We start from the raw sequence: 18685 nt of genomic DNA on the forward strand, positions 1-18685 counted from the left end.
GGCGGCCCGCTCCCCGAGGGGCCGAGCGCGGGCCCGGCGCGGGCGCCCCGACCGGGGCGCACAGCCCCCGTGGCCCCGGCGGCCACGGGGACCGGGGCCCTTCCGGGCCCTCCCCTAACAGCTCAGACACAAATTTCAGTGGTTTACTTCACTCCACGACGTTCTTTACGTAGGTTTCCTACCAACCCCGAGGGGACCCACGAAAGGAACGGGAGGCGAGCCGATGGCCCGCAGACGAACCCGCAAGTACGTTCCGCTCCCCGCAGCCGCGCTTGCCCTGACCCTGGCCGCGACCGCATGCACGGGAGACGGCGGTGGCGGCGGAGGCGCCGACACCCTCACCGTGTGGATCATGCAGGGCACCAACCCCGACGAGAGCGGTTTCTTCGAGGAGGTCAACACGGCCTTCACCGAGGAGACCGGCATCGAGGTGGAGGTCGAGTTCGTCCCCTGGGACGGCGCCCAGGACAAGATCTCCACCGCCATCGCCGGCGGCACCACGCCCGACGTCATCGAACTCGGCAACACCTTCGTCCCCGGCTTCGCCGACTCCGGGGCCCTGCACGACCTGTCCGGGTACGGTGTCGACACCTCCCTCTACGTGTCCGGCCTCATGGACATGGGCGCCGTGGGCGAGGGCGTCTACGGGATCCCCTGGTACGCCTCCATCCGCTCCATGGTCTACCGCACCGACGTGTTCGAGGAGCACGGCCTGGAGGTCCCCGGGACCTGGGAGGAGCTCCGCGAGACCGCGCTGGAGCTCGAGGAGGCGGAGCCGGACATGATCGCCCTGCCGGTGCCGGGCGACGCCCAGTACTCCGTGATGCCGTGGATCTGGGGCGGCGGGGGCGAGATCGCCGTCCAGGAGGACGACGGCACGTGGGTGTCCGGGGTGGACTCCCCCGAGGCGCGCGAGGGCATCGGGTTCTTCACCGGCCTGGCCCTGGAGGACGGCACCTCCACCACCGGCGCCGTCAACTGGAACGAGATCGACATCATGGAGTCGTTCTCCGAGGGGGACACCGCCATGGCCCTGCTCGGCAGCGCCAACCCCAAGGCCATCGTGGAGAACAACCCGGACCTGGAGGGCGCGCTCGGCTCCTTCCCCATCCCGGGCCCGGAGGAGGGCACCCCCACACCGTCGTTCGCCGGCGGCTCGCTGCTGTCGGTGTTCGAGGGCACCGGCAACGAGGAGGCGGCCTGGAGCTACGTGGAGCACCTCACCGGTGAGGACAACATGATGCTCTGGGCCGAGCAGACCGGCTTCTTCCCCGGCCTGAGCGCGAGCGTGGACACGTTCACCGCCTCGGCCGACCCTGTCCTGGAGGCCTACGCCGTCCAGCTCAACGAGGCGAGCCGGGGCGTGCCCACCTCGCCCGCCTGGAGCCAGGTCGAGGCCGAGAAGGTCCTGGTCGGCATGCAGCAGGCCATTCTCAACGGCACCTCGGTGGAGGAGGCCACCACCCGGGCGGCCGACGACATCGAGCGCATCCTCAACGGGGGTTGACACACGTGGGAACACCGGTCGGGCAGGCCGTCGGACGCGCGGACCCCGGTCCGCGGACTGCGGCCGGCCCGCCCGGCCGGGGGCGGCGCGGTCCCGCCCTCGGCCTGCGGCGGCGCCGCGCACTGCTGCCCTGGGTGCTGCTCGCCCCCGCCCTGGCGGTCATCGCCGCCCTGCTGCTCCTTCCCCTCGCCCGGATCGTGTGGCTGTCCTTCCGCGAGTACCGGCTGGCCAACCTGGTGTCGGGGGAGTCGGACTTCATCGGTCCGGCCAACTACGTCTCCCTGTTCACGGACTCCTACCTGTGGCGGGTCGCGCTGCCCAACACCGTCGGGTTCGCCGTGGTCGCGGTGGTCTCCACCGTGGTACTGGGCACCCTCGTGGCCCTGCTGCTGTCCCGGCTGCGCCCGCTCACCCGGGTCGTCGTGGTCTCCTGCATCATGGTCGCCTGGGCCATGCCCGCCGTAAGCGGCACCTACGTGTGGCTGTGGATCTTCGACGTCGACGACGGCATCGTCGCCCGGGCCCTCCAGGGACTGGGCGTCCTGGGCCCCGAGGGGTACAACTGGTTCGCCGACCGGCTGTTCTTCTACGCGATCGTCGTCCTCAACGTGGTCCACGGCGGGTTCCCGTTCGTGGCCGTCACCGTCCTGGCCGGGCTGCTCACCGTGCCCCGCGAACTGCACGAGGCCGCGCTGCTCGACGGCGCCGGGGCGTGGAAGCGGTTCTGGCACGTCACCTTCCCGGTCCTGCGCCCGGTGTTCGCCGTGGTCACCATCCTGTCCACCATCTGGGACTTCAAGGTGTTCGCGCAGGTCTACCTGATGCCCGGCGGCGGGGTCGGCGGCTCGGAGATGCTCAACCTGGGGGTGTGGACCTACGTGAGCTCCTTCGGGCAGAGGGACTACGGGGCGGGCTCGGCGATCGCCGTGCTCCTCACCCTGCTGTTGCTGGCGGTCACCGCGGTCTACCTGCGGGCCCTGTTCCGAGAGGACGAACTGCGTTGAGCGCCCCCGCCGACACCGCCGCCGCCGACTGGGAGCTCCGGGTCCGCCGGGCCCGCCGCCGCGGGGGAGCGCTGCGCCTGACCCGGTCGGCCGGCCGGGCCGCCGGGGTGGCCGCGGTCCTGCTGTTCACCCTGTTCCCCGTCTACTTCATGCTCACCAGCGCGTTCTCCTCCCGGATGACCTCCACCGTCGGGACGCTGCTGCCGAGCGACCCCACCCTGGACAACTTCGTCCACGTCCTGACCGAGGGCGACTTCGGGACGTACATGCTCAACTCGCTGGCGGTCGCCTGTATCACCGTCGCCGGGGCGTGCGTGCTGTCCCTGCTGGCCGCCGTGGCCGTGGCGCGCTTCCGGTTCAGGTTCCGCACCGCGGTCCTGGTGCTGATCCTCATCGTGCAGATGGTCCCCCTGGAGGCCCTGGTCATCCCGCTGTTCCTCCAGGTCCGCGACCTGAGGCTGCTCAACACCGTGCTGGGCCTGGGGATCGTCTACATCGCGCTGTCGCTGCCGCTGGCGGTGTGGATGATGCGCGGGTTCGTGGCCGCCGTCCCCAAGGAGGTGGAGGAGGCCGCCTACATCGACGGCGCCTCCTGGCCGGTCATGTTCTGGCGGGTGCTGTTCCCCCTGGTCGCGCCCGGCCTGGTGGCCACCGCGATCTTCTCGTTCATCATCGCCTGGAACGAGTTCGTGCTGGCGCTGACGTTCATGCAGCAGAGCGACAAGTACACGGTCGCGGTGGGGCTGCGCCAGTTCTTCGGCGAGTACGCCAACGAGTGGGGGCACGTCATGGCCGCCTCCACCCTCATCACGCTGCCGGTGATGGTCTTCTTCGTCCTCGTGCAGCGCTGGCTGGCCTCCGGGCTGGTGCAGGGCGCGGTCAAGGGCTGACCGCGCCCGGCGGCGGGACCCGGGGAAGGGGCGGGGGCGGGACCCGGGAGGATCCCGCCCCCGCCCCGCCCGGCGGGCGTCAGCCGCGCAGCTCGCGCTTGAGGATCTTGCCGGTGGCGGTCATCGGCAGGCTCTCCCGGAACTCGATCTCACGCGGGTACTTGTACGCCGCCAGGCGCTCCTTGGTCCACTCGGTCAGCTCCTCGGCGGTGAGCGCCGAGCCCTCCTTGAGGATCACGAACGCCTTGATCTCCTCGCCGTGGGTGTCGTGGGGGACGCCGACGACCGCCGCGAGGCTGACGGCCTCGTGGCCCATCAGGACCTCCTCCACCTCGCGCGGGTACACGTTGTACCCGCCGCGGATGATCATGTCCTTGGAGCGGTCGATGATGAAGTAGAAGCCCTCGTCGTCGCGGCGGGCGACGTCGCCGGTGCGGAACCAGCCGTCCTTGAGTACCTCGGCGTTGACCTCGGGCCGGTTGTGGTAGCCCTTCATCACCAGGTGCCCGCGGATGGCGATCTCGCCGACCGGGTCCTCGTCGCCGGTCTTGACGACCTCGTTCCACTCCGGGTCGATCAGCTTCATCTCCACGCCCCACACCGGCTTGCCGATCGAGCCGGTCTTGGCCTTGACGTTGGGGTTGTTGAACGAGGCCACCGGGGAGGTCTCGGACAGGCCGTAGCCCTCCTTGATGCCGACGCCGAAGGCGTCCTGGAAGTCCTGGGCGAGCTGGGCGGGCAGCGCCGCGCCGCCGGAGACCGCGTCGACGAGGTTGTCCGCGATCGCCTTGACGTCGTACTCGCCCTCACCGGCGGAGCGCACCGCGTTGAGCAGGCCCCAGTACATGGTGGGCACGCCCGCGAAACCGGTGACGCCCTCCTTCTCCATCAGGCGCAGCGCCTCGGCCCCGTCGAAGCGCGGCATCAGCACCAGGGTCGCGTGCCGGTACAGGGCCGCGTTGAGCATGACGGTCTGGCCGAAGATGTGGAACAGCGGGAGGACCACCAGGGGTACGTCGCGGCCGCCCGGGTGCGGGTTGACCAGGCTGCAGGAGACGACCGCGTTCATCATCAGGTTGTTGTGGCTCAGCTCGGCGCCCTTGGGCCGGCCGGTGGTGCCGCTGGTGTAGATGATGACGGCGGTGTCGTCGGAGTTCGCCTGGATCGTCTCGAACTCGCCGGGCTGGCCCTCCAGGGCCTTCCAGAGGGTCCGGGCGCCCTCGATGGCGGACTCGGTCGCGCCCGGGGAGGCCGGCAGGTCGATGTAGGTCTCGCAGGTGTCCACCTGGTTGAACGCCTCGAAGGCGCGCTCGCCCAGCGGCAGTTCCGGGCTGCCGGTGAACGCGAAGATCGCCTTGGCGCCGGAGTCCTCCAGGTGGTAGGCGATCTCACGCGGGGTGAGCAGCACGTTGAGGGGGACGACCACCGCGCCGGCCTTGAGCGCGCCGAAGTAGACGAACGGGAAGTACGGCAGGTTGGGGCTGGCCAGGGCGACCCGGTCGCCGGGCCGGATGCCGCGGGAGACGAGGAGGTTGGCGACCTGGTTGGCGATCATGTTCGTGAGCGCGTAGTTCAGGCGCAGGTCGCCGAAGACCAGGCAGTCCTTCTCCGGGACGGATCGGGCGCCGTCCTCCAGGACCACGGACAGGTTGAGCATGGGGCCTCCCGCAGGCAGATGTGTCTTAAGACGACAAAAAGGGTGGGATCCGGATGTGATCCGGGTCGCGTGTTCTGCGCCACTTTTACGGCAGAGTAACAAACCGGACGGTCGGTGTGGAGGGGCGAGGCACCCGTAATCTCACGCAACGTTCGGTGACGGTGTGTGACGGCCGGAGGGTGGCGCGGGCCGCCCGGAACCCCTGTCCACAGGCCGGGAAACCCGTCCGCGCCCCGGTCGGCCAACCGATAACCTGAGGACGGTGCAGTACGGCACCTCCGAAGCAAGCGACCGGACCGAGGGAACAGGCAGCGATGACAGCGGTAGACGGCGACCAGACGACGGGCGACACCTACGACGCCCGCGCCCTCCAGGAGAAGTGGCAGGCGCGCTGGGCCGCCGAACTCCCGTTCCAGGCCGACGAGGACCCCGGTGACACCCGGCCCCGCAGCTACGTCGTCGACATGTTCGCCTACCCCTCCGGCGACCTGCACATGGGCCACGCCGAGGCCTACGCCATCGGCGACGTCATCGGCCGCTACCGCTTCCAGCGCGGCGACAACGTGCTGCACCCCGTCGGCTGGGACTCCTTCGGCCTGCCCGCCGAGAACGCGGCCATCAAGAACGACTCGCACCCCGCCGACTGGACCTACGCCAACATCGAGACCCAGGCGGCCTCCTTCCGCCGCTACGGCATCGCCGTCGACTGGTCCCGGCGCATCCACACCAGCGACCCCGAGTACTACAAGTGGAACCAGTGGCTGTTCACCCGGTTCTTCGAGCGCGGCCTCGCCTACCGGAAGGACGGCCAGGTCAACTGGTGCCCCAAGGACCAGACCGTGCTCGCCAACGAGCAGGTCGTCCAGGGCCGCTGTGAGCGCTGCGGAACCGAGGTCGTGCGCCGCAGCCTGAACCAGTGGTACTTCAAGATCACCGACTACGCGCAGCGCCTGCTGGACGACATGGACCAGCTGGAGGGCGGCAACTGGCCGGACGAGATCCTGGCCATGCAGCGCAACTGGATCGGCCGCTCCACCGGCGCCGACGTCGACTTCGCCATCGAGGGGCGCGACGAGCCGGTCACCGTCTTCACCACCCGGCCGGACACCCTCTACGGCGCCACCTTCTTCGTGGTGGCCGCCGACGCCGACCTGGCCGACGAGCTGTGCGCACCCGAGCAGCGCGAGGCCTTCGAGGCCTACCGCTCCGACGTCGCCAAGCTGTCCGACATCGAGCGCCAGACCACCGAGCGCCCCAAGACCGGCGTGTTCCTGGGCCGCCACGCGATCAACCCGGTCAACGGCGAGCGCATGCCCGTCTGGGCGGCCGACTACGTCCTGGCCGACTACGGCCACGGCGCCATCATGGCGGTCCCCGCCCACGACCAGCGCGACCTGGACTTCGCCCTGGCCTTCGACCTGCCGGTGCGCGTCGTCGTCGAGACCGGCGAGCCCGACCCCGTCGAGACCGGCGTCGCCACCGCCGGCGAGGGCACCCTGCGCGACTCCGGCCCCCTGGACGGCCTCACCAAGGCCGACGCCATCGAGCGCATCATCGGCGTCCTGGAGGAGCGCGGCACCGGCAGGGGCACCGTCAACTACCGCCTGCGCGACTGGCTGCTGTCCCGCCAGCGCTACTGGGGCACGCCCATCCCGATCATCCACTGCCCCGCCTGCGGCCAGGTGCCCGTCCCCGACGAGCAGCTGCCCGTCACCCTGCCCGAGCTCAAGGGCGCCGAGCTGGCCCCCAAGGGCGTGTCCCCGCTCGCCTCCGCCACCGACTGGGTCAACGTCGACTGCCCCTCCTGCGGCGGTCCCGCCCAGCGCGACACCGACACCATGGACACCTTCGTGGACTCGTCCTGGTACTTCCTGCGCTACATCTCGCCGCACCTGGACACCGCGCCCTTCGACACCGAGCGCGTCAACGAGTGGGGCCCCGTCGACCACTACATCGGCGGCAAGGAGCACGCGACCCTGCACCTGATGTACGCGCGCTTCTTCACCAAGGTCCTGTACGACATGGGCATGGTGTCCTTCACCGAGCCCTTCCGCCGCCTGACCAACCAGGGCCAGGTCATCAACCAGGGCCGGGCCATGTCCAAGTCCCTGGGCAACGGCGTCGACCTGGGCAGGGAGATCGACGCCTACGGTGTCGACGCCGTCCGGCTGACCATGCTGTTCGCCAGCCCGCCCGAGGAGGACGTCGACTGGGCCGACGTGTCCGTCGTCGCCGCCCAGAAGTTCCTCAACCGGGCCTACCGGGTGATGAACGAGGCCGGTGCCGCCTCCGAGCCGGGCACCGACCCGGCCGCCGGCGACACCGAGCTGCGCCGCGCCACCCACCGCGCCATCGACCAGGTCACCTCCCTGGTCGAGGCCAAGCGGTTCAACGTGGCCATCGCCCGCGTCATGGAACTGGTCTCCGCCGCCCGCAAGGCCATCGACTCCGGCCCCGGCGCCGCCGACCCGGCGGTTCGCGAGGCCGCCGAGTTCATCGCGGTCGCCCTGTCCCTGTTCGCGCCCTACGTGGCCGAGGAGGGCTGGGAGCGCCTCGGCCGCACCGGGACCGTCGCCGTCGGGAACTGGCCCGACGCCGACCCCTCCCTGCTGGTCCAGGAGACCGTGACCTGCGTCGTGCAGGTGCAGAGCAAGGTCCGTGACAAGCTGTCGGTTGCGCCCGACATCGACCCGGCGGAACTGGAACGGCTCGCGCTGGCGTCAGAGAAGGCACAGGGCTTCATCGGCGACAAGCAGATCCGCAAGGTGATCGTGCGCGCGCCGAAACTGGTGAACATCGTCGTCGGCTGACCACCGCGACGGCGGCCGCGGCCCGCGGCCGCCGTCGCACCGCGCTCGGTCGGCGACCGGACAGGGAGGCGGTGACCGTTGGGTCCCCTCGCACGGGCGGGTGTGATCGCGGTGGGCGCGGCGGCGGTGTCCGCGGCGGCGATCGGCGGCGGCCTGTGGGCCGCACAGGACGATCCGGACCGACCCCACCCCGGGGACGTCCACAGCGCCGCACCCGACTGCGGCGACCTCGGGGGGCTGCTCGACGAGCACCTGCCCGGCGCCGTCCAGGACCTCGCCGAACGCGGACCGCTCACCGGCGGTGAGAGCACCGTGTGCCGGTGGACCTCCGCCGGTACCTCCGACACCTCCCGCCAGGGCGTCCTGCGGGTGGAGTACTCCGCGCTGTTCACCGACCCCACCGCCGAGGAGCCCGTCCCCGGCGAGGAACGGGCCCGGGCGGCCTCCGCCGCGCTGGCCCCCGCCGCCGCGGAGACCGTCGCCCTCACCACCGGCGAGGGACTGGTGTGGCGCGGCGGGTCCGGCGACACCGAGCTCGCCTTCCCCGTCGACAACCTGCTGGTGCGGGTCTCCTACACGGCCGTGACCGGCGGTGAACCCGTCTCCCCCGACGAGGGCCGGGCCACCGCCGTCGCCTTCGCCGAACACCTCGGGGCCGCCCTGTGACGCCTCCGGTGCACCCGCCCGAGACCATCCCCTCCAGCCAGCCGCAGAGCCGGGGCTGCGCCACCGCGGGCGTGATCGGCGCCACCGTCCTGCTGCTGTCCGCCGCGGGAGGAGCCGCCTGGTACGTGCTCACCCGCGAGGACCCCGAGACCGGCGTGTACGACGCCGCTCCCACCTGCGAGGTCGGGGAGACCGAGGCCCTGGACGCCCGGGTGCCCGACCGCGAGCTCACCCTGGAGGAGCCCCTCGGCGGCGCGGCGGACCCCTTCGGGCAGGGCTGGCAGTGCCGCTGGGCGACCCCCGGCGGCGACGGCGACTCCGTCCCGGCCACCGCCACCCTCGTCATGGTGGCCGCGCCCAATCCGGGCGGGGTCGTCACGGCGCAGGAGAACTTCGAGGCGACCACCGCCTCCCGCAACGCCTTCCCGGTCGACGAGCTGGGGGACCAGGCCGTGGCCTGGCTGGACGACGGCGGCTACACCACCGCCTGCGTGGCCGTACGGGTGTCCAACCTGTACCTGGAGAGCTGCCACTCGGCCGCGGCCGGGTACGACGGCCGCGTCCCCGCCGCCGAGGAGCGCGTCACCTCGGGGGCGGAGGAGATCGCCCGCGCCACCGTGGACGCCCTGCCCGACGAGATCACCCGCGAGGACGACTGACCGTCCTCCGGACGCCCCGAACACGGGGGCCGAGACGGGGTCCGCACGCAGTGGGGGAGTGCCGCCCGGAGGCGGTGCCGGCCCGGACCGTTCCGGTGGTCCGGGCCGAGGTGCTCCCGGGGGCGGGCCGCGGCGGCGAGGGCGCCATCCGGAAGGCGCAGTGCGGCCTCCCGCCGGCACCGGGAGGTCACCAGGCGGTGTCGACGAACTCCGCCAGCGCCGGGCCGACCTCCGGGGCGAAGGGGCGCTCGGCGTCCAGCACCGCGGCCCCCGGCTCGTCCTCGTAGAGGCGGAAGACGTGGTCGGCGTCGGGGACGTCCAGCCGCTCGGCGGCGGGCAGACCCGTCATCAGCCGGTCCACCTCCTCCCGGGTGACCTGGGCGTCGGACTCACCCCACAGCACCAGCACCGGGGTGCCCCCGGGCAGTTCCCGGGCCAGTTCCACCGGGTCCAGCGCGTCCATCCGGGCCAGGAAGGCGGCGTTCTGCGGCGAGTACAGGAGGCCGACCATCTCGCCGAGGTCGTCCGGCACCGACCGGCCGCCGCGCACGGCGGCCCGCCCGGCACGGGCGTCGGAGAGCATCGCCACCGCCTCCGTCTCGGCGAGCTGCCCCACCGCCTCGGCCGTGCGCACCTGTTCGGTGAGCTGCCGGTCCAGCAGGTCCAGGTAGCGGTCGCCGACCGGCGCGGCCAGCACCAGCGCCGGGGAGGCGTCCACCAGTTCGTGGGCGCGCAGCGCGTACAGGGACCCCTCGCTGTGCCCCACCACCGCGGTGCGCTCCGGGTCCACCTCGGGCTGTTCCACCAGTTCCCCGTAGGCGGCGGCCAGCTGGGCGTCGAACACGTCCGGGTCGACCGGGGCGTCCGGGTCGAGGTCTCCCAGGCCGGTCTCGCCGCTGCCGAGCTTGTCGTAGCGCAGCGAGGCCACCCCGGCCTCGGCCAGGGCGCGCGCGAAGTTGAGGTTGGTGTCCGCGTCCGGGCGCATCCGGCTGTTGCCGTCGCGGTCGGTGGGACCGCTGCCCGACACGATGAGCGCCCCCGGCACCGGGCCGGACGCGTTCTCGGGCAGGGTGAGGGTGGCGAACACCTCGGTCCCGTCCACGGTGAAGCTCAGCTCCCGCTCGGGCCCCGCCGGCTCGGGCGGGGGAGCGGCGTCCTCCGGAGTACAGGCGCAGGTCAGCAGCAGGACCGCGGCCGCGGCAGCCGCGGCGCGCCCGCGGATGAGCGGGAAGGCGAGGGAAGAGAACACCCGAACAGCCTAGGGCCTGTCGCGCGGACGCCTTCGGCCGGTTCGGCGCTTGCGCCGGGGCGCGGGCGGCCGCGCCCCCGCCGTACCCCGCCCTGGGGGTCCGGCGGTGCCGTACCGGAGCCCGGTGCGCTCCCGTGGGCCGGGCGGCGGCGCGGCGGCGGTCCGGCGGGCGGGAACCGGAGAGCGGAACGGTCCCCGGTGCGGGTCGGGGGGCGTCGTCCTCCCCCGGTTCCCCGGGGTCTCCTCTCGGGTGCGCGGTGCCCGCCCCGAGGCGCGGGGGCGGGCCGTGGGAGCGGCGGCCCGGCTCAGACGCGGCGCATCACCGCGACGACCCTGCCCAGGATCGTGGCCGCGTCGCCGTTGATCGGCTCGTAGGCCTCGTTGCGCGGCATCAGCCAGACGTGCCCGTCGTCGGTGCGGCGCAGCACCTTGACCGTGGCCTCCTCGTCCAGCAGGGCCGCGACGATGTCGCCGTTCTCGGCGTCCGGCTGCTGGCGGACCACCACCATGTCCCCGTCGGTGATGGCTGCGTCGGTCATCGAGTCGCCGACCACCGTGAGCATGAACAGGCTGCCCTCGCCGACCAGCCGGCGCGGCAGCGACAGCACGTCCTCCACCGACTCCTCGGCCAGGATGGGACCGCCCGCCGCGATCCGGCCCACCAGGGGCACCCGGGCGGCGTGGGCCGGGTCCGGCTCCTCGGCGGCGGTCAGCGCGCGCACCCCGGGACGGCCCGGCTGGCGCAGCTCCACGGCCCGCGGCCGGTTCTGGTCGCGGTACAGGTAGCCCTTGCGCTGGAGGACCTTGAGCTGGTGCGCGACGCTGGAGGGGCTGGACAGGCCGACCGCCTCGCCGATCTCCCTTATCGACGGCGGGTAGCCGCGCTCGCGCAGGTACCGCTGGATGCAGTTCAGGACGCTCTGCTGGCGGGCGGTGAGCTTGGGCGCCTCCTCGGGCGCACCCGCATCGCCCACAGGCGAGAGAACGGTGGTGGTTCCGGAATCCAGGGCTCCGGGATTCTCCTCCGGCACGGCCGGCCTCCTCGGCATCGGTTCGGTCAGGGCCTGTTTGCACGACTGGCCACCACCGGTCAGCGACCGCTCCGGCCCCTGTGTCCACGTGATGGCGAAACCGGCGTGAAATCAAGGACAACGTTAGTCGTTGCGCACGGTGATATCAAACAAGCGTTCGAGACCTGTGGATAATTGTCGGGGGATTTCTCCACGACGCTTTTCCGGTCTCACTTACGTGTGTACACGTGTTCACGTGGCGTCGCCCCCGGAATGGCGGAAGATCTGCTCCCGGGTTGGAGAACGGGGGATGCGGTGTTCACCTCTCCCGGGCAAGGGGCCGGCCGAAAACCCGGAGTCGCGCCGTGGAAGGGGATTCGCGGCGATATCCTGGCGCCCGCGGACGCGACACGCTGTGCCCGCGAAAGTTGCGGTTCCTCCGACCCTCCGACTAGGTTCGACCACAACATCTGGTGTCGACTCCGCGAGCATCGGCCCAGGAGTTGTGGTTTAGTAGACCCAGGGTTGTCAGTTCGGCGAGGGAAGCAGGTGAACCGGGATGCACTGTCCGTTCTGTCGCCATCCGGACACCCGGGTGATCGACAGCAGGTCCACCGACGACGGCGCGGCCATCCGCCGCCGCCGCTCCTGCCCGGCCTGCGAGCGCAGGTTCACCACCCAGGAGACCGTCCTGCTGATGGTGGCCAAGCGCTCCGGCGTCACCGAGCCCTTCAGCCGGACCAAGATCATCGCCGGCGTCCGCCGCGCCTGCCAGGGGCGGCCCGTCTCGGAGGACGCGCTCGCCAAGCTCGGCCAGCAGGTCGAGGAGGAGATCCGCGGCCGCGGTGTCGCCGAGGTCCCGGCCCACGAGATCGGCCTGGCCATCCTGGGTCCCATGCGCGAGCTCGACGAGGTCGCCTACCTGCACTTCGCCAGTGTCTACCGCGGTTTCGAGAGCCTCTCCGACTTCGAGGCCGAGATCGCCAGCCTGCGCCGCGACCGCGAGGCCGAGGCCCGGGCCAAGGAAGAGGCCGACACCACGGCCTGACGCGCCGCTCCCGGGGGCGCCCCACCGACGCCCTCGCGCAACGGCTCCGCGCGCGGGCCGCGCCCGCGCCACACCTACGGGGGACTCCGCCATGACGGAAACCACCAGCGGATCGACGGGACGCAAGGGCAAAGGGAGGCGCAGGGGGCTGAAGATCCCGCGGATCTTCACCACCGAAGGCGTCCATCCCTACGACACCCTGGAATGGGAGCGCCGGGACGTCGTCATGACGAACTGGCGCGACGGAACGGTGAACTTCGAACAGCGCGGGGTGGAGTTCCCCGTGACCTGGTCGATGAACGCCACACAGATCGTCACCGGGAAATACTTCAGGGGAGCTCTCGGCACCCCGCAGCGCGAGTGGAGCCTCAAACAGCTCATCGACCGCGTCGTCGGCGTCTACACCCGCACCGGCCGCGAACACGGGTACTTCGCCACCGAGGCCGACGCCGGGGTCTTCGACCACGAACTCAAGTACGCGCTCGCCCACCAGTTCTTCAGCTTCAACTCCCCCGTCTGGTTCAACGTCGGAACCTCGGCACAGCAGCAGGTCTCCGCGTGCTTCATCCTGTCGGTCGAGGACACGATGGAGTCGATCCTCGACTGGTACAAGGAGGAGGGGATCATCTTCAAGGGCGGCTCGGGGGCGGGGGTCAACCTCTCCCGGATCCGCTCCAGCAGGGAACTGCTCTCCTCCGGGGGGAGCGCCTCGGGGCCGGTGTCGTTCATGCGCGGCGCGGACGCCTCGGCGGGCACCATCAAGTCCGGCGGGGCCACCCGGCGGGCCGCCAAGATGGTGGTGCTCGACGTCGACCACCCCGACATCGGGGAGTTCGTCGACACCAAGGCCCACGAGGAGCGCAAGATCCGGGCACTGCGCGACGCCGGGTTCGACATGGACCTGGGCGGCGCCGACATGGCCAGCGTCCAGTACCAGAACGCCAACAACTCCGTGCGGGTCTCCGACGCGTTCATGCGCGCCGTCGAGGACGGCGAGCGCTTCGGCCTGGTCGCCCGCACCACCGGCGAGGTCGTCGACGAGGTCGAGGCCAAGGCCCTGTTCCGGCGTATGGCCGAGGCCGCCTGGGAGTGCGCCGACCCGGGCGTCCAGTACGACGGCACCATCCAGGACTGGCACACCACCCCCGAATCCGGACGTATCAGTGCAAGCAACCCGTGTTCGGAGTATCTCCATCTGGACGATTCGTCGTGCAACCTGGCGTCGATCAACCTGCTCGCGTTCCTGCGCGAGGACGGCACGTTCGACGTGGAGGGGTTCACCCGGCTGACCGAGCTGGTCATCACCGCGATGGACATCTCCGTCACGTTCGCGGACTTCCCCACCGAGAAGATCGCCGAGATCACCCGCGCCTATCGGCAGCTCGGCATCGGGTACGCCAACCTCGGCGCCCTGCTCATGGCGACCGGCCACGCCTACGACTCCGAGGGCGGGCGCGCCGTCGCCGCCGCGGTCACCTCGCTGATGACCGGCGTCGCCTACCGCCGCAGCGCCGAACTGGCGGGCGCGGTGGGCCCCTACGACGGCTACCGGCGCAACGAGGCCTCCCACAGGCGGGTCATGCGCAAACACGCCGCGGCCAACGACGCCCTGCGCACCGTCGGCGCCCTGGAGGAGCCGATCCACGCCGCCGCCACCCGCGCCTGGGCCGACTGCCTGGAGACCGGCGAGCGCCACGGCTGGCGCAACGCCCAGGCGAGCCTGCTCGCGCCCACGGGGACCATAGGGTTCATGATGGACTGCGACACGACGGGGATCGAGCCGGACTTCTCGCTGGTGAAGTTCAAGAAGCTGGTCGGCGGCGGGTCCATGCAGATCGTCAACCGCTCGGTGTCGCGGGCCCTGGAGCACCTCGGGTACCAGCCCGAGCAGGTCGAGGCGGTCGTCGAGTACATCGCCGAGCACGGGCACGTGGTCGGCGCGCCCGGTCTGCGCGAGGAGCACTACGAGGTGTTCGACTGCGCCATGGGCCGCCGGTTCATCGAGCCCATGGGCCACGTGCGGATGATGGCCGCCGTGCAGCCGTTCCTGTCCGGGGCGATCTCCAAGACGGTGAACGTCCCGGAGGGGGCCTCCGTCGAGGACTTCGAGCACATCTACTTCCAGGGCTGGAAGCTCGGCCTGAAGGCGCTCGCCGTCTACCGGGACAACTGCAAGGTCGGCCAGCCGCTGTCCACGGCGAAGTCGGAGCCGCGGACCGCGGAGGCGCCGCCCCGGCCGGTGCGGCGGCGGCTGCCCAAGAAGCGCCCAAGCGAGACCACCTCGTTCTCGGTGGGCGGCGCCGAGGGGTACATCACCGCGGGCTCCTACCCCGACGACGGGCTGGGCGAGGTGTTCATGAAGCTCGGCAAGCAGGGCTCCACCCTGGCCGGGGTCATGGACGCGTTCTCCATCGCGATCTCCATCGCCCTGCAGTACGGGGTGCCGCTGGAGACGTACGTGGAGAAGTTCACCAACATGCGGTTCGACCCCGCCGGGATGACCGACGACCCCGACATCCGCATGGCGCAGTCGGTGATGGACTACATCTTCCGCCGCCTGGCGCTGGACCACCTGCCCTACGAGGAGCGGGCGGCGCTGGGGGTGTTCTCGGTGGCCGAGCGCGAGGCGCGGCTGGCGGGGGAGGACCCGGCGCAGGTGGCCGCGGAGGTGGAGTCCTACGCCCAGTCGGCGCCCACCGGTGAGCGGGAGCCGCGGGTGGCGCCGTCCGCGCGGCCCGCGGAGGCGCACTCCACCGCGGAGCTCGTGGAGCGTACGCAGGGGTTCGTCGCCGACGCCCCGCTGTGCGTCACCTGCGGGACCAAGATGCGCCCGGCGGGCAGCTGCTACGCCTGCGAGGGGTGCGGTTCCACCAGCGGCTGCAGCTGAGCCCGGGGCGCTCCCGCCGCCACCCTCGCGGTGAGCGGAGGGAGCGCCCGTGGCACGTACCGCCCACCACGCGCGGATCCACCGGCAGGGCAGGCCGCTGGCCGCCCTGCGGTACGCCCGCGGCCGCCCCCCGGAACGCGTGGTCCGCCGGGTGCGGGTCCACGAACTCGCCCGGGTCCTCGTCCGGGACGGGTCCCTGGCCGTGGAGGTGGCCGTCGCCGAGCGCCGCGAGCGACGCCGCGCCCGCCGGGCCGCCGGCCTGGCCCGGCACGCGGCCACCGCCGGCGGGCGCCTCGTCCCCGACGCCGCCGAGGAGGTCGTGTGGCCCCCCGGCCGCCACCGCCGCGGCGCCCTTTGGTCCGTCTGAACCCTTCTACGTACGCGGCGTACGCGACGTACGTATAATGGACCAGGGTTCGCCGACATCACCGGAGGTCTTCATGGGCGCGGTCCACTACGACAGCTACACCGAGGCCCGGGACCACCTGAAGCTCCTGCTGGACGCCGCGGAGCGCGGCCGGGTCGCCACCGTGCGCAGACACTCGGCCAGAGCGGCCGTCGTCGATGTCGAGCGGCTGCGCCGGTACCTGACCGCGGTCACCCCGTGGCGGGCCGAGGTGGTGGCCGAGGGCGGCGGATTCTCGGTGTTCATTCCCGGGGTGCCGGTCGCGGCTGAGGGAGCCACACTGGAAGAGGCGGCCGCGGAGATGGTCGACGCCCTGCGCGAGTACGCGGAGGACTGGCAGGACCGCCTCCTCGATGCCCCCAACCACCGGGACAACTGGGCCCTGGTCCAGCTCGTCGAGTTCAGCGACGACCGCCAGCTGCGCGCCTGGATCCTCGGGGAGGCGCCGTGACCTGGCCGCCCCCCACACGTGACGACCACGAGCGGTTCTGCAAGGCGGAAGGGTGGGCGCCGGTCAGGGACTCCCGCGGCCGGACCGGTACCCACTACGTCACCTGTGAGCTGGTGCTGCCCGACGGGCGGGTGCTGCGGACCCGCATCTCCCGCCCCGTGGACCGCACCGACTACGGCAGGAGCATGTGGGCGCACATCCTGCGGGACCAGCTGGGGGTGACCGAGGCGGTGTTCTGGGCGTGTGTCCGCGACGGAACGCCGCCCGACCGCGGATTCCCCGCCCCGGCCGCGGAGCCGCTGCCCGCCGAGCTGGTCCACCTCCTCATCACCCGGGCCGGCGTCCCCGAGGGGGAGATCGCCGGAATGAGCAAGGACGAGGCGGTGGCGCGCATGCAGAGGTACTGGACCGAGGGCACCTGAACCACGTCCGAGCGCCCTGTGCGGGGCGGGGCGGCGTGGGATCATCTCCGCCATGATCAACGGAAGCGAGTCCACGAACGCGTGGTGAGTCCGGCGCCCGGTGCCGGGATCCCCCTCTACGAGCACGCTCTGCGCCTGCACGCCCGCATCCCGACCGCCCCCTGGAACCGCAGAACGCCCCCTTCCCCGAGGGCGCGATGAACCTGCGCCACGCACGGCGCGACCGGCTCGGGATCGACGCCGCCGAGGCCGTGCGCGCCCACCTGGCCTGGCCGGACCTGCACCCCTGCTACCTGGGCTGGGCGGTGCGCGAGGTGGCCGTGCCGATCTTCCGGGACGAGCGGATCGCCGAGGCCGTGCGCGAGGCGGACCCGGCGCACGCCCGCCGGACGGGCCGCTGGCCGGTCCGCCGCGCCACCGACGTCGACTCCGTCCTCATCGGTCTGGCTCTGCTGCTGGAGAGCGCCGAACCCGCCGACGTCCCGCTGGTACAGACGATCGCGCTGTACCCGGAGACCTTCGGCCCGCTGGCCCACCGGATCCTGGAGCGGCTGCCGGACGCGACGGCCTCCCTGATCTGGGCGACCGAGCGCTCCCAGGGGTGGGGCCTGGTGTACGCGGTCAAGGCGCTGCTGCGCCAGGGCACGGAGGAGGCGCGGCAGTGGCTGCCGCGCCATCCGGCGAACGGCGACATCACTCAGGGGTACTTCGCGCACGCGGTCCTGGTCGGGATCCGGGCGCACGAGGAGGTGGCCCGCCCCGACGCCGACCCCGCCCTGGTGGACAACACCGGACTGTTCCTGCTCACGCTCACCCACTGCCGGGGGATGTCCACCGACCTGCTCGGCTACGCGCACGCGCGGGTCGCCGTCACGGCGTTCTTCGAGCACGTGTCCCGGCTGGGGCCCACGTCCGCGAGGTTCCACGCGGTGCAGGAGCTCACCCGCCACCTCCACGCGAACACCCCCGAGCGACTGGGCCGGGACCCGCGAAGGGAGCGCCGCCCGGCGCGCACCCTACTGGCGGAGTGGGCCGGCCCCACCGGACCCGCCCCGTGGGGCGGACGCCGGTGGTTGGGTGTGCGGGACGGCGGGTAGCCCTTCAACAGCGACACGCCCGCGGGAAGGTGGCCCCCATGCTCATCGCAGCGATCCTCCGGACGAAGGGACCCGACGTGGTGCGCGTCCCCCCTGACGCGACCGTCGCGCTGCTGATCACCGAACTCGCGCGGCACAACATCGGCGCCGTCGTCGTCGTGGACGGCGAACGGCTGCTCGGCATCGCCTCCGAGCGCGACGTGGTGCGCGGCCTGGAGCGGCACGGCGCGGACCTGCTGTCCGCGCCGGTCTCCTCGATCATGACCGCGGACGTGGTCACCTGCGCTCCCGGCGACACCGTCGAGGAGATCGGCGAGACCATGACCCGGGGCCGGTTCCGGCACGTCCCGGTGGTGGAGGACGGCCGGCTGGCGGGCATCGTCAGCATCGGCGACGTCGTCAAGAGCCGCGTGCGGGGACTGGAGTACGACCGGGCCCAGCTGGAGGCCTACATCCACGGCGGCTGACGGCCGCCCCGGTCAGTCGCGCTCGGCGGCGACCGCCAGGGCCGCGGTCGCGGCGGTCACGCCGAGCACGGCGGGCCAGGAGCCGATCTTCTTCGCCAGCGGGTGCGCGAGACCGAACGCCCCCGCGTACACGGCGGTCAGGGCGACCGCGGTGCCCACGCCGGAGCCCCGGCGCCAGGTCTCGAACGCGGCCGCGCCGAACCCGGCCAGGACGGCGCCTCCCAGGGGCCGGTTCCCGGTCGCCCGGGCCACGGCGTAGCCGCCGACGAGGCCCGCGGTGGTCAGGACGGCGCTGGGTACGGAGGCCATGGGAACTCCTCTGTTCGGGTTCGGTACGTGCGGGAACGACGTTATCGCCCCGCCGGGGCGGGCACCGCGCGGCACGCGCCCGGCACCATGGGATCACCGTACGGCCACGCTCCGGGCTCACCCCTGGGTTCCGGCCAGGACATATG

17 protein-coding genes are annotated in these 18685 nt (G+C 72.1%); 13 read left to right on the forward strand and 4 right to left on the reverse strand.

Annotated elements, in window-relative coordinates; translation table 11 throughout:
- Positions 1 to 223 precede the first annotated feature (223 nt).
- From ACSUPR_RS23665 to ACSUPR_RS23675, 3 genes are all read left to right on the forward strand, one after another.
- On the forward strand, positions 224 to 1507 hold the full coding sequence (locus ACSUPR_RS23665; RefSeq protein ID WP_436886921.1) for a sugar ABC transporter substrate-binding protein: 1284 nt from the start codon (positions 224 to 226) through the stop codon (positions 1505 to 1507).
- A 104-nt stretch (positions 1508 to 1611) separates the two neighbouring features.
- Entirely contained in the window at positions 1612 to 2511 is a 900-nt protein-coding gene (locus tag ACSUPR_RS23670; RefSeq protein ID WP_436892115.1) for a carbohydrate ABC transporter permease, read from the forward strand.
- Between the two features lie 149 nt (positions 2512 to 2660).
- Positions 2661 to 3401: a carbohydrate ABC transporter permease gene (locus ACSUPR_RS23675; protein WP_436892117.1), complete on the forward strand. Its 741-nt coding sequence runs from the start codon at positions 2661 to 2663 to the stop codon at positions 3399 to 3401.
- 79 nt (positions 3402 to 3480) lie between these two features.
- Here the strand turns inward: ACSUPR_RS23675 and ACSUPR_RS23680 are convergent, their stop codons facing one another.
- Complete coding sequence (locus ACSUPR_RS23680; protein ID WP_436886922.1) at positions 3481 to 5058, reverse strand: long-chain-fatty-acid--CoA ligase; 1578 nt, start codon at positions 5056 to 5058, stop codon at positions 3481 to 3483.
- A gap of 314 nt (positions 5059 to 5372) precedes the next feature.
- Between ACSUPR_RS23680 and leuS the strand changes: the two genes are divergently transcribed.
- The 3 genes from leuS (at position 5373) to ACSUPR_RS23695 (ending at position 9193) form a co-directional block, all read left to right on the forward strand.
- A complete protein-coding gene (leuS, locus tag ACSUPR_RS23685; RefSeq protein ID WP_436886923.1) occupies positions 5373 to 7868 on the forward strand; it encodes a leucine--tRNA ligase in 2496 nt (831 codons plus the stop codon).
- A gap of 78 nt (positions 7869 to 7946) precedes the next feature.
- Positions 7947 to 8534 (forward strand): hypothetical protein, encoded by a 588-nt coding sequence (locus ACSUPR_RS23690; protein WP_436886925.1) that lies wholly within the window; start codon positions 7947 to 7949, stop codon positions 8532 to 8534.
- Positions 8531 to 9193: a hypothetical protein gene (locus ACSUPR_RS23695; RefSeq protein ID WP_436886926.1), complete on the forward strand. Its 663-nt coding sequence runs from the start codon at positions 8531 to 8533 to the stop codon at positions 9191 to 9193. The genes ACSUPR_RS23690 and ACSUPR_RS23695 overlap by 4 nt, the downstream gene beginning before the upstream one ends.
- Before the next feature lie 187 nt (positions 9194 to 9380).
- Here ACSUPR_RS23695 and ACSUPR_RS23700 read toward each other — a convergent pair whose 3' ends face one another.
- A complete protein-coding gene (locus tag ACSUPR_RS23700; protein ID WP_436886927.1) occupies positions 9381 to 10442 on the reverse strand; it encodes an alpha/beta hydrolase family protein in 1062 nt (353 codons plus the stop codon).
- Positions 10443 to 10747: 305 nt separating this feature from the next.
- Positions 10748 to 11473, reverse strand: a complete 726-nt coding sequence (lexA, locus tag ACSUPR_RS23705) for a transcriptional repressor LexA (protein WP_436886928.1) — start codon at positions 11471 to 11473, stop codon at positions 10748 to 10750.
- Positions 11474 to 12011: 538 nt separating this feature from the next.
- Between lexA and nrdR the strand changes: the two genes are divergently transcribed.
- From nrdR to ACSUPR_RS23740, 7 genes are all read left to right on the forward strand, one after another.
- A complete protein-coding gene (gene nrdR / locus ACSUPR_RS23710; protein WP_436886929.1) occupies positions 12012 to 12500 on the forward strand; it encodes a transcriptional regulator NrdR in 489 nt (162 codons plus the stop codon).
- 91 nt (positions 12501 to 12591) lie between these two features.
- On the forward strand, positions 12592 to 15387 hold the full coding sequence (locus ACSUPR_RS23715) for a vitamin B12-dependent ribonucleotide reductase (protein ID WP_436886930.1): 2796 nt from the start codon (positions 12592 to 12594) through the stop codon (positions 15385 to 15387).
- 49 nt (positions 15388 to 15436) lie between these two features.
- Positions 15437 to 15754 (forward strand): hypothetical protein, encoded by a 318-nt coding sequence (locus tag ACSUPR_RS23720; RefSeq protein WP_436886931.1) that lies wholly within the window; start codon positions 15437 to 15439, stop codon positions 15752 to 15754.
- A 37-nt stretch (positions 15755 to 15791) separates the two neighbouring features.
- Positions 15792 to 16244, forward strand: coding sequence for a prevent-host-death protein (locus ACSUPR_RS23725; RefSeq protein ID WP_436886932.1), 453 nt, complete (start codon positions 15792 to 15794; stop codon positions 16242 to 16244).
- Positions 16241 to 16666, forward strand: a complete 426-nt coding sequence (locus ACSUPR_RS23730; RefSeq protein WP_436886933.1) for a cytotoxic translational repressor of toxin-antitoxin stability system — start codon at positions 16241 to 16243, stop codon at positions 16664 to 16666. The genes ACSUPR_RS23725 and ACSUPR_RS23730 overlap by 4 nt, the downstream gene beginning before the upstream one ends.
- A gap of 197 nt (positions 16667 to 16863) precedes the next feature.
- Positions 16864 to 17763, forward strand: a complete 900-nt coding sequence (locus tag ACSUPR_RS23735) for a hypothetical protein (RefSeq protein ID WP_436886934.1) — start codon at positions 16864 to 16866, stop codon at positions 17761 to 17763.
- Between the two features lie 38 nt (positions 17764 to 17801).
- Positions 17802 to 18230 (forward strand): CBS domain-containing protein, encoded by a 429-nt coding sequence (locus ACSUPR_RS23740; RefSeq protein WP_436886935.1) that lies wholly within the window; start codon positions 17802 to 17804, stop codon positions 18228 to 18230.
- A gap of 12 nt (positions 18231 to 18242) precedes the next feature.
- Here the strand turns inward: ACSUPR_RS23740 and ACSUPR_RS23745 are convergent, their stop codons facing one another.
- A complete protein-coding gene (locus tag ACSUPR_RS23745) occupies positions 18243 to 18539 on the reverse strand; it encodes a hypothetical protein (RefSeq protein ID WP_436886936.1) in 297 nt (98 codons plus the stop codon).
- Positions 18540 to 18685 lie beyond the last annotated feature (146 nt).

It is taken from the genome of Nocardiopsis dassonvillei, assembly GCF_964273065.1.
GTDB lineage: Bacteria > Actinomycetota > Actinomycetes > Streptosporangiales > Streptosporangiaceae > Nocardiopsis > Nocardiopsis dassonvillei_B.

Bases quoted from the DNA above. Each gene is read 5' to 3' on its own strand.
- ACSUPR_RS23665 (WP_436886921.1), top strand. From the start codon at position 224: ATGGCCCGCAGACGAACCCGCAAGTACGTTCCGCTCCCCGCAGCCGCG.
- ACSUPR_RS23675 (WP_436892117.1), top strand. From the start codon at position 2,661: ATGCTCACCAGCGCGTTCTCCTCCCGGATGACCTCCACCGTCGGGACG.
- ACSUPR_RS23680 (WP_436886922.1), bottom strand. From the start codon at position 5,058: ATGCTCAACCTGTCCGTGGTCCTGGAGGACGGCGCCCGATCCGTCCCG.
- leuS (WP_436886923.1), top strand. From the start codon at position 5,373: ATGACAGCGGTAGACGGCGACCAGACGACGGGCGACACCTACGACGCC.
- nrdR (WP_436886929.1), top strand. From the start codon at position 12,012: ATGCACTGTCCGTTCTGTCGCCATCCGGACACCCGGGTGATCGACAGC.
- ACSUPR_RS23715 (WP_436886930.1), top strand. From the start codon at position 12,592: ATGACGGAAACCACCAGCGGATCGACGGGACGCAAGGGCAAAGGGAGG.
- ACSUPR_RS23725 (WP_436886932.1), top strand. From the start codon at position 15,792: ATGGACCAGGGTTCGCCGACATCACCGGAGGTCTTCATGGGCGCGGTC.
- ACSUPR_RS23735 (WP_436886934.1), top strand. From the start codon at position 16,864: ATGAACCTGCGCCACGCACGGCGCGACCGGCTCGGGATCGACGCCGCC.
- ACSUPR_RS23740 (WP_436886935.1), top strand. From the start codon at position 17,802: ATGCTCATCGCAGCGATCCTCCGGACGAAGGGACCCGACGTGGTGCGC.
- ACSUPR_RS23745 (WP_436886936.1), bottom strand. From the start codon at position 18,539: ATGGCCTCCGTACCCAGCGCCGTCCTGACCACCGCGGGCCTCGTCGGC.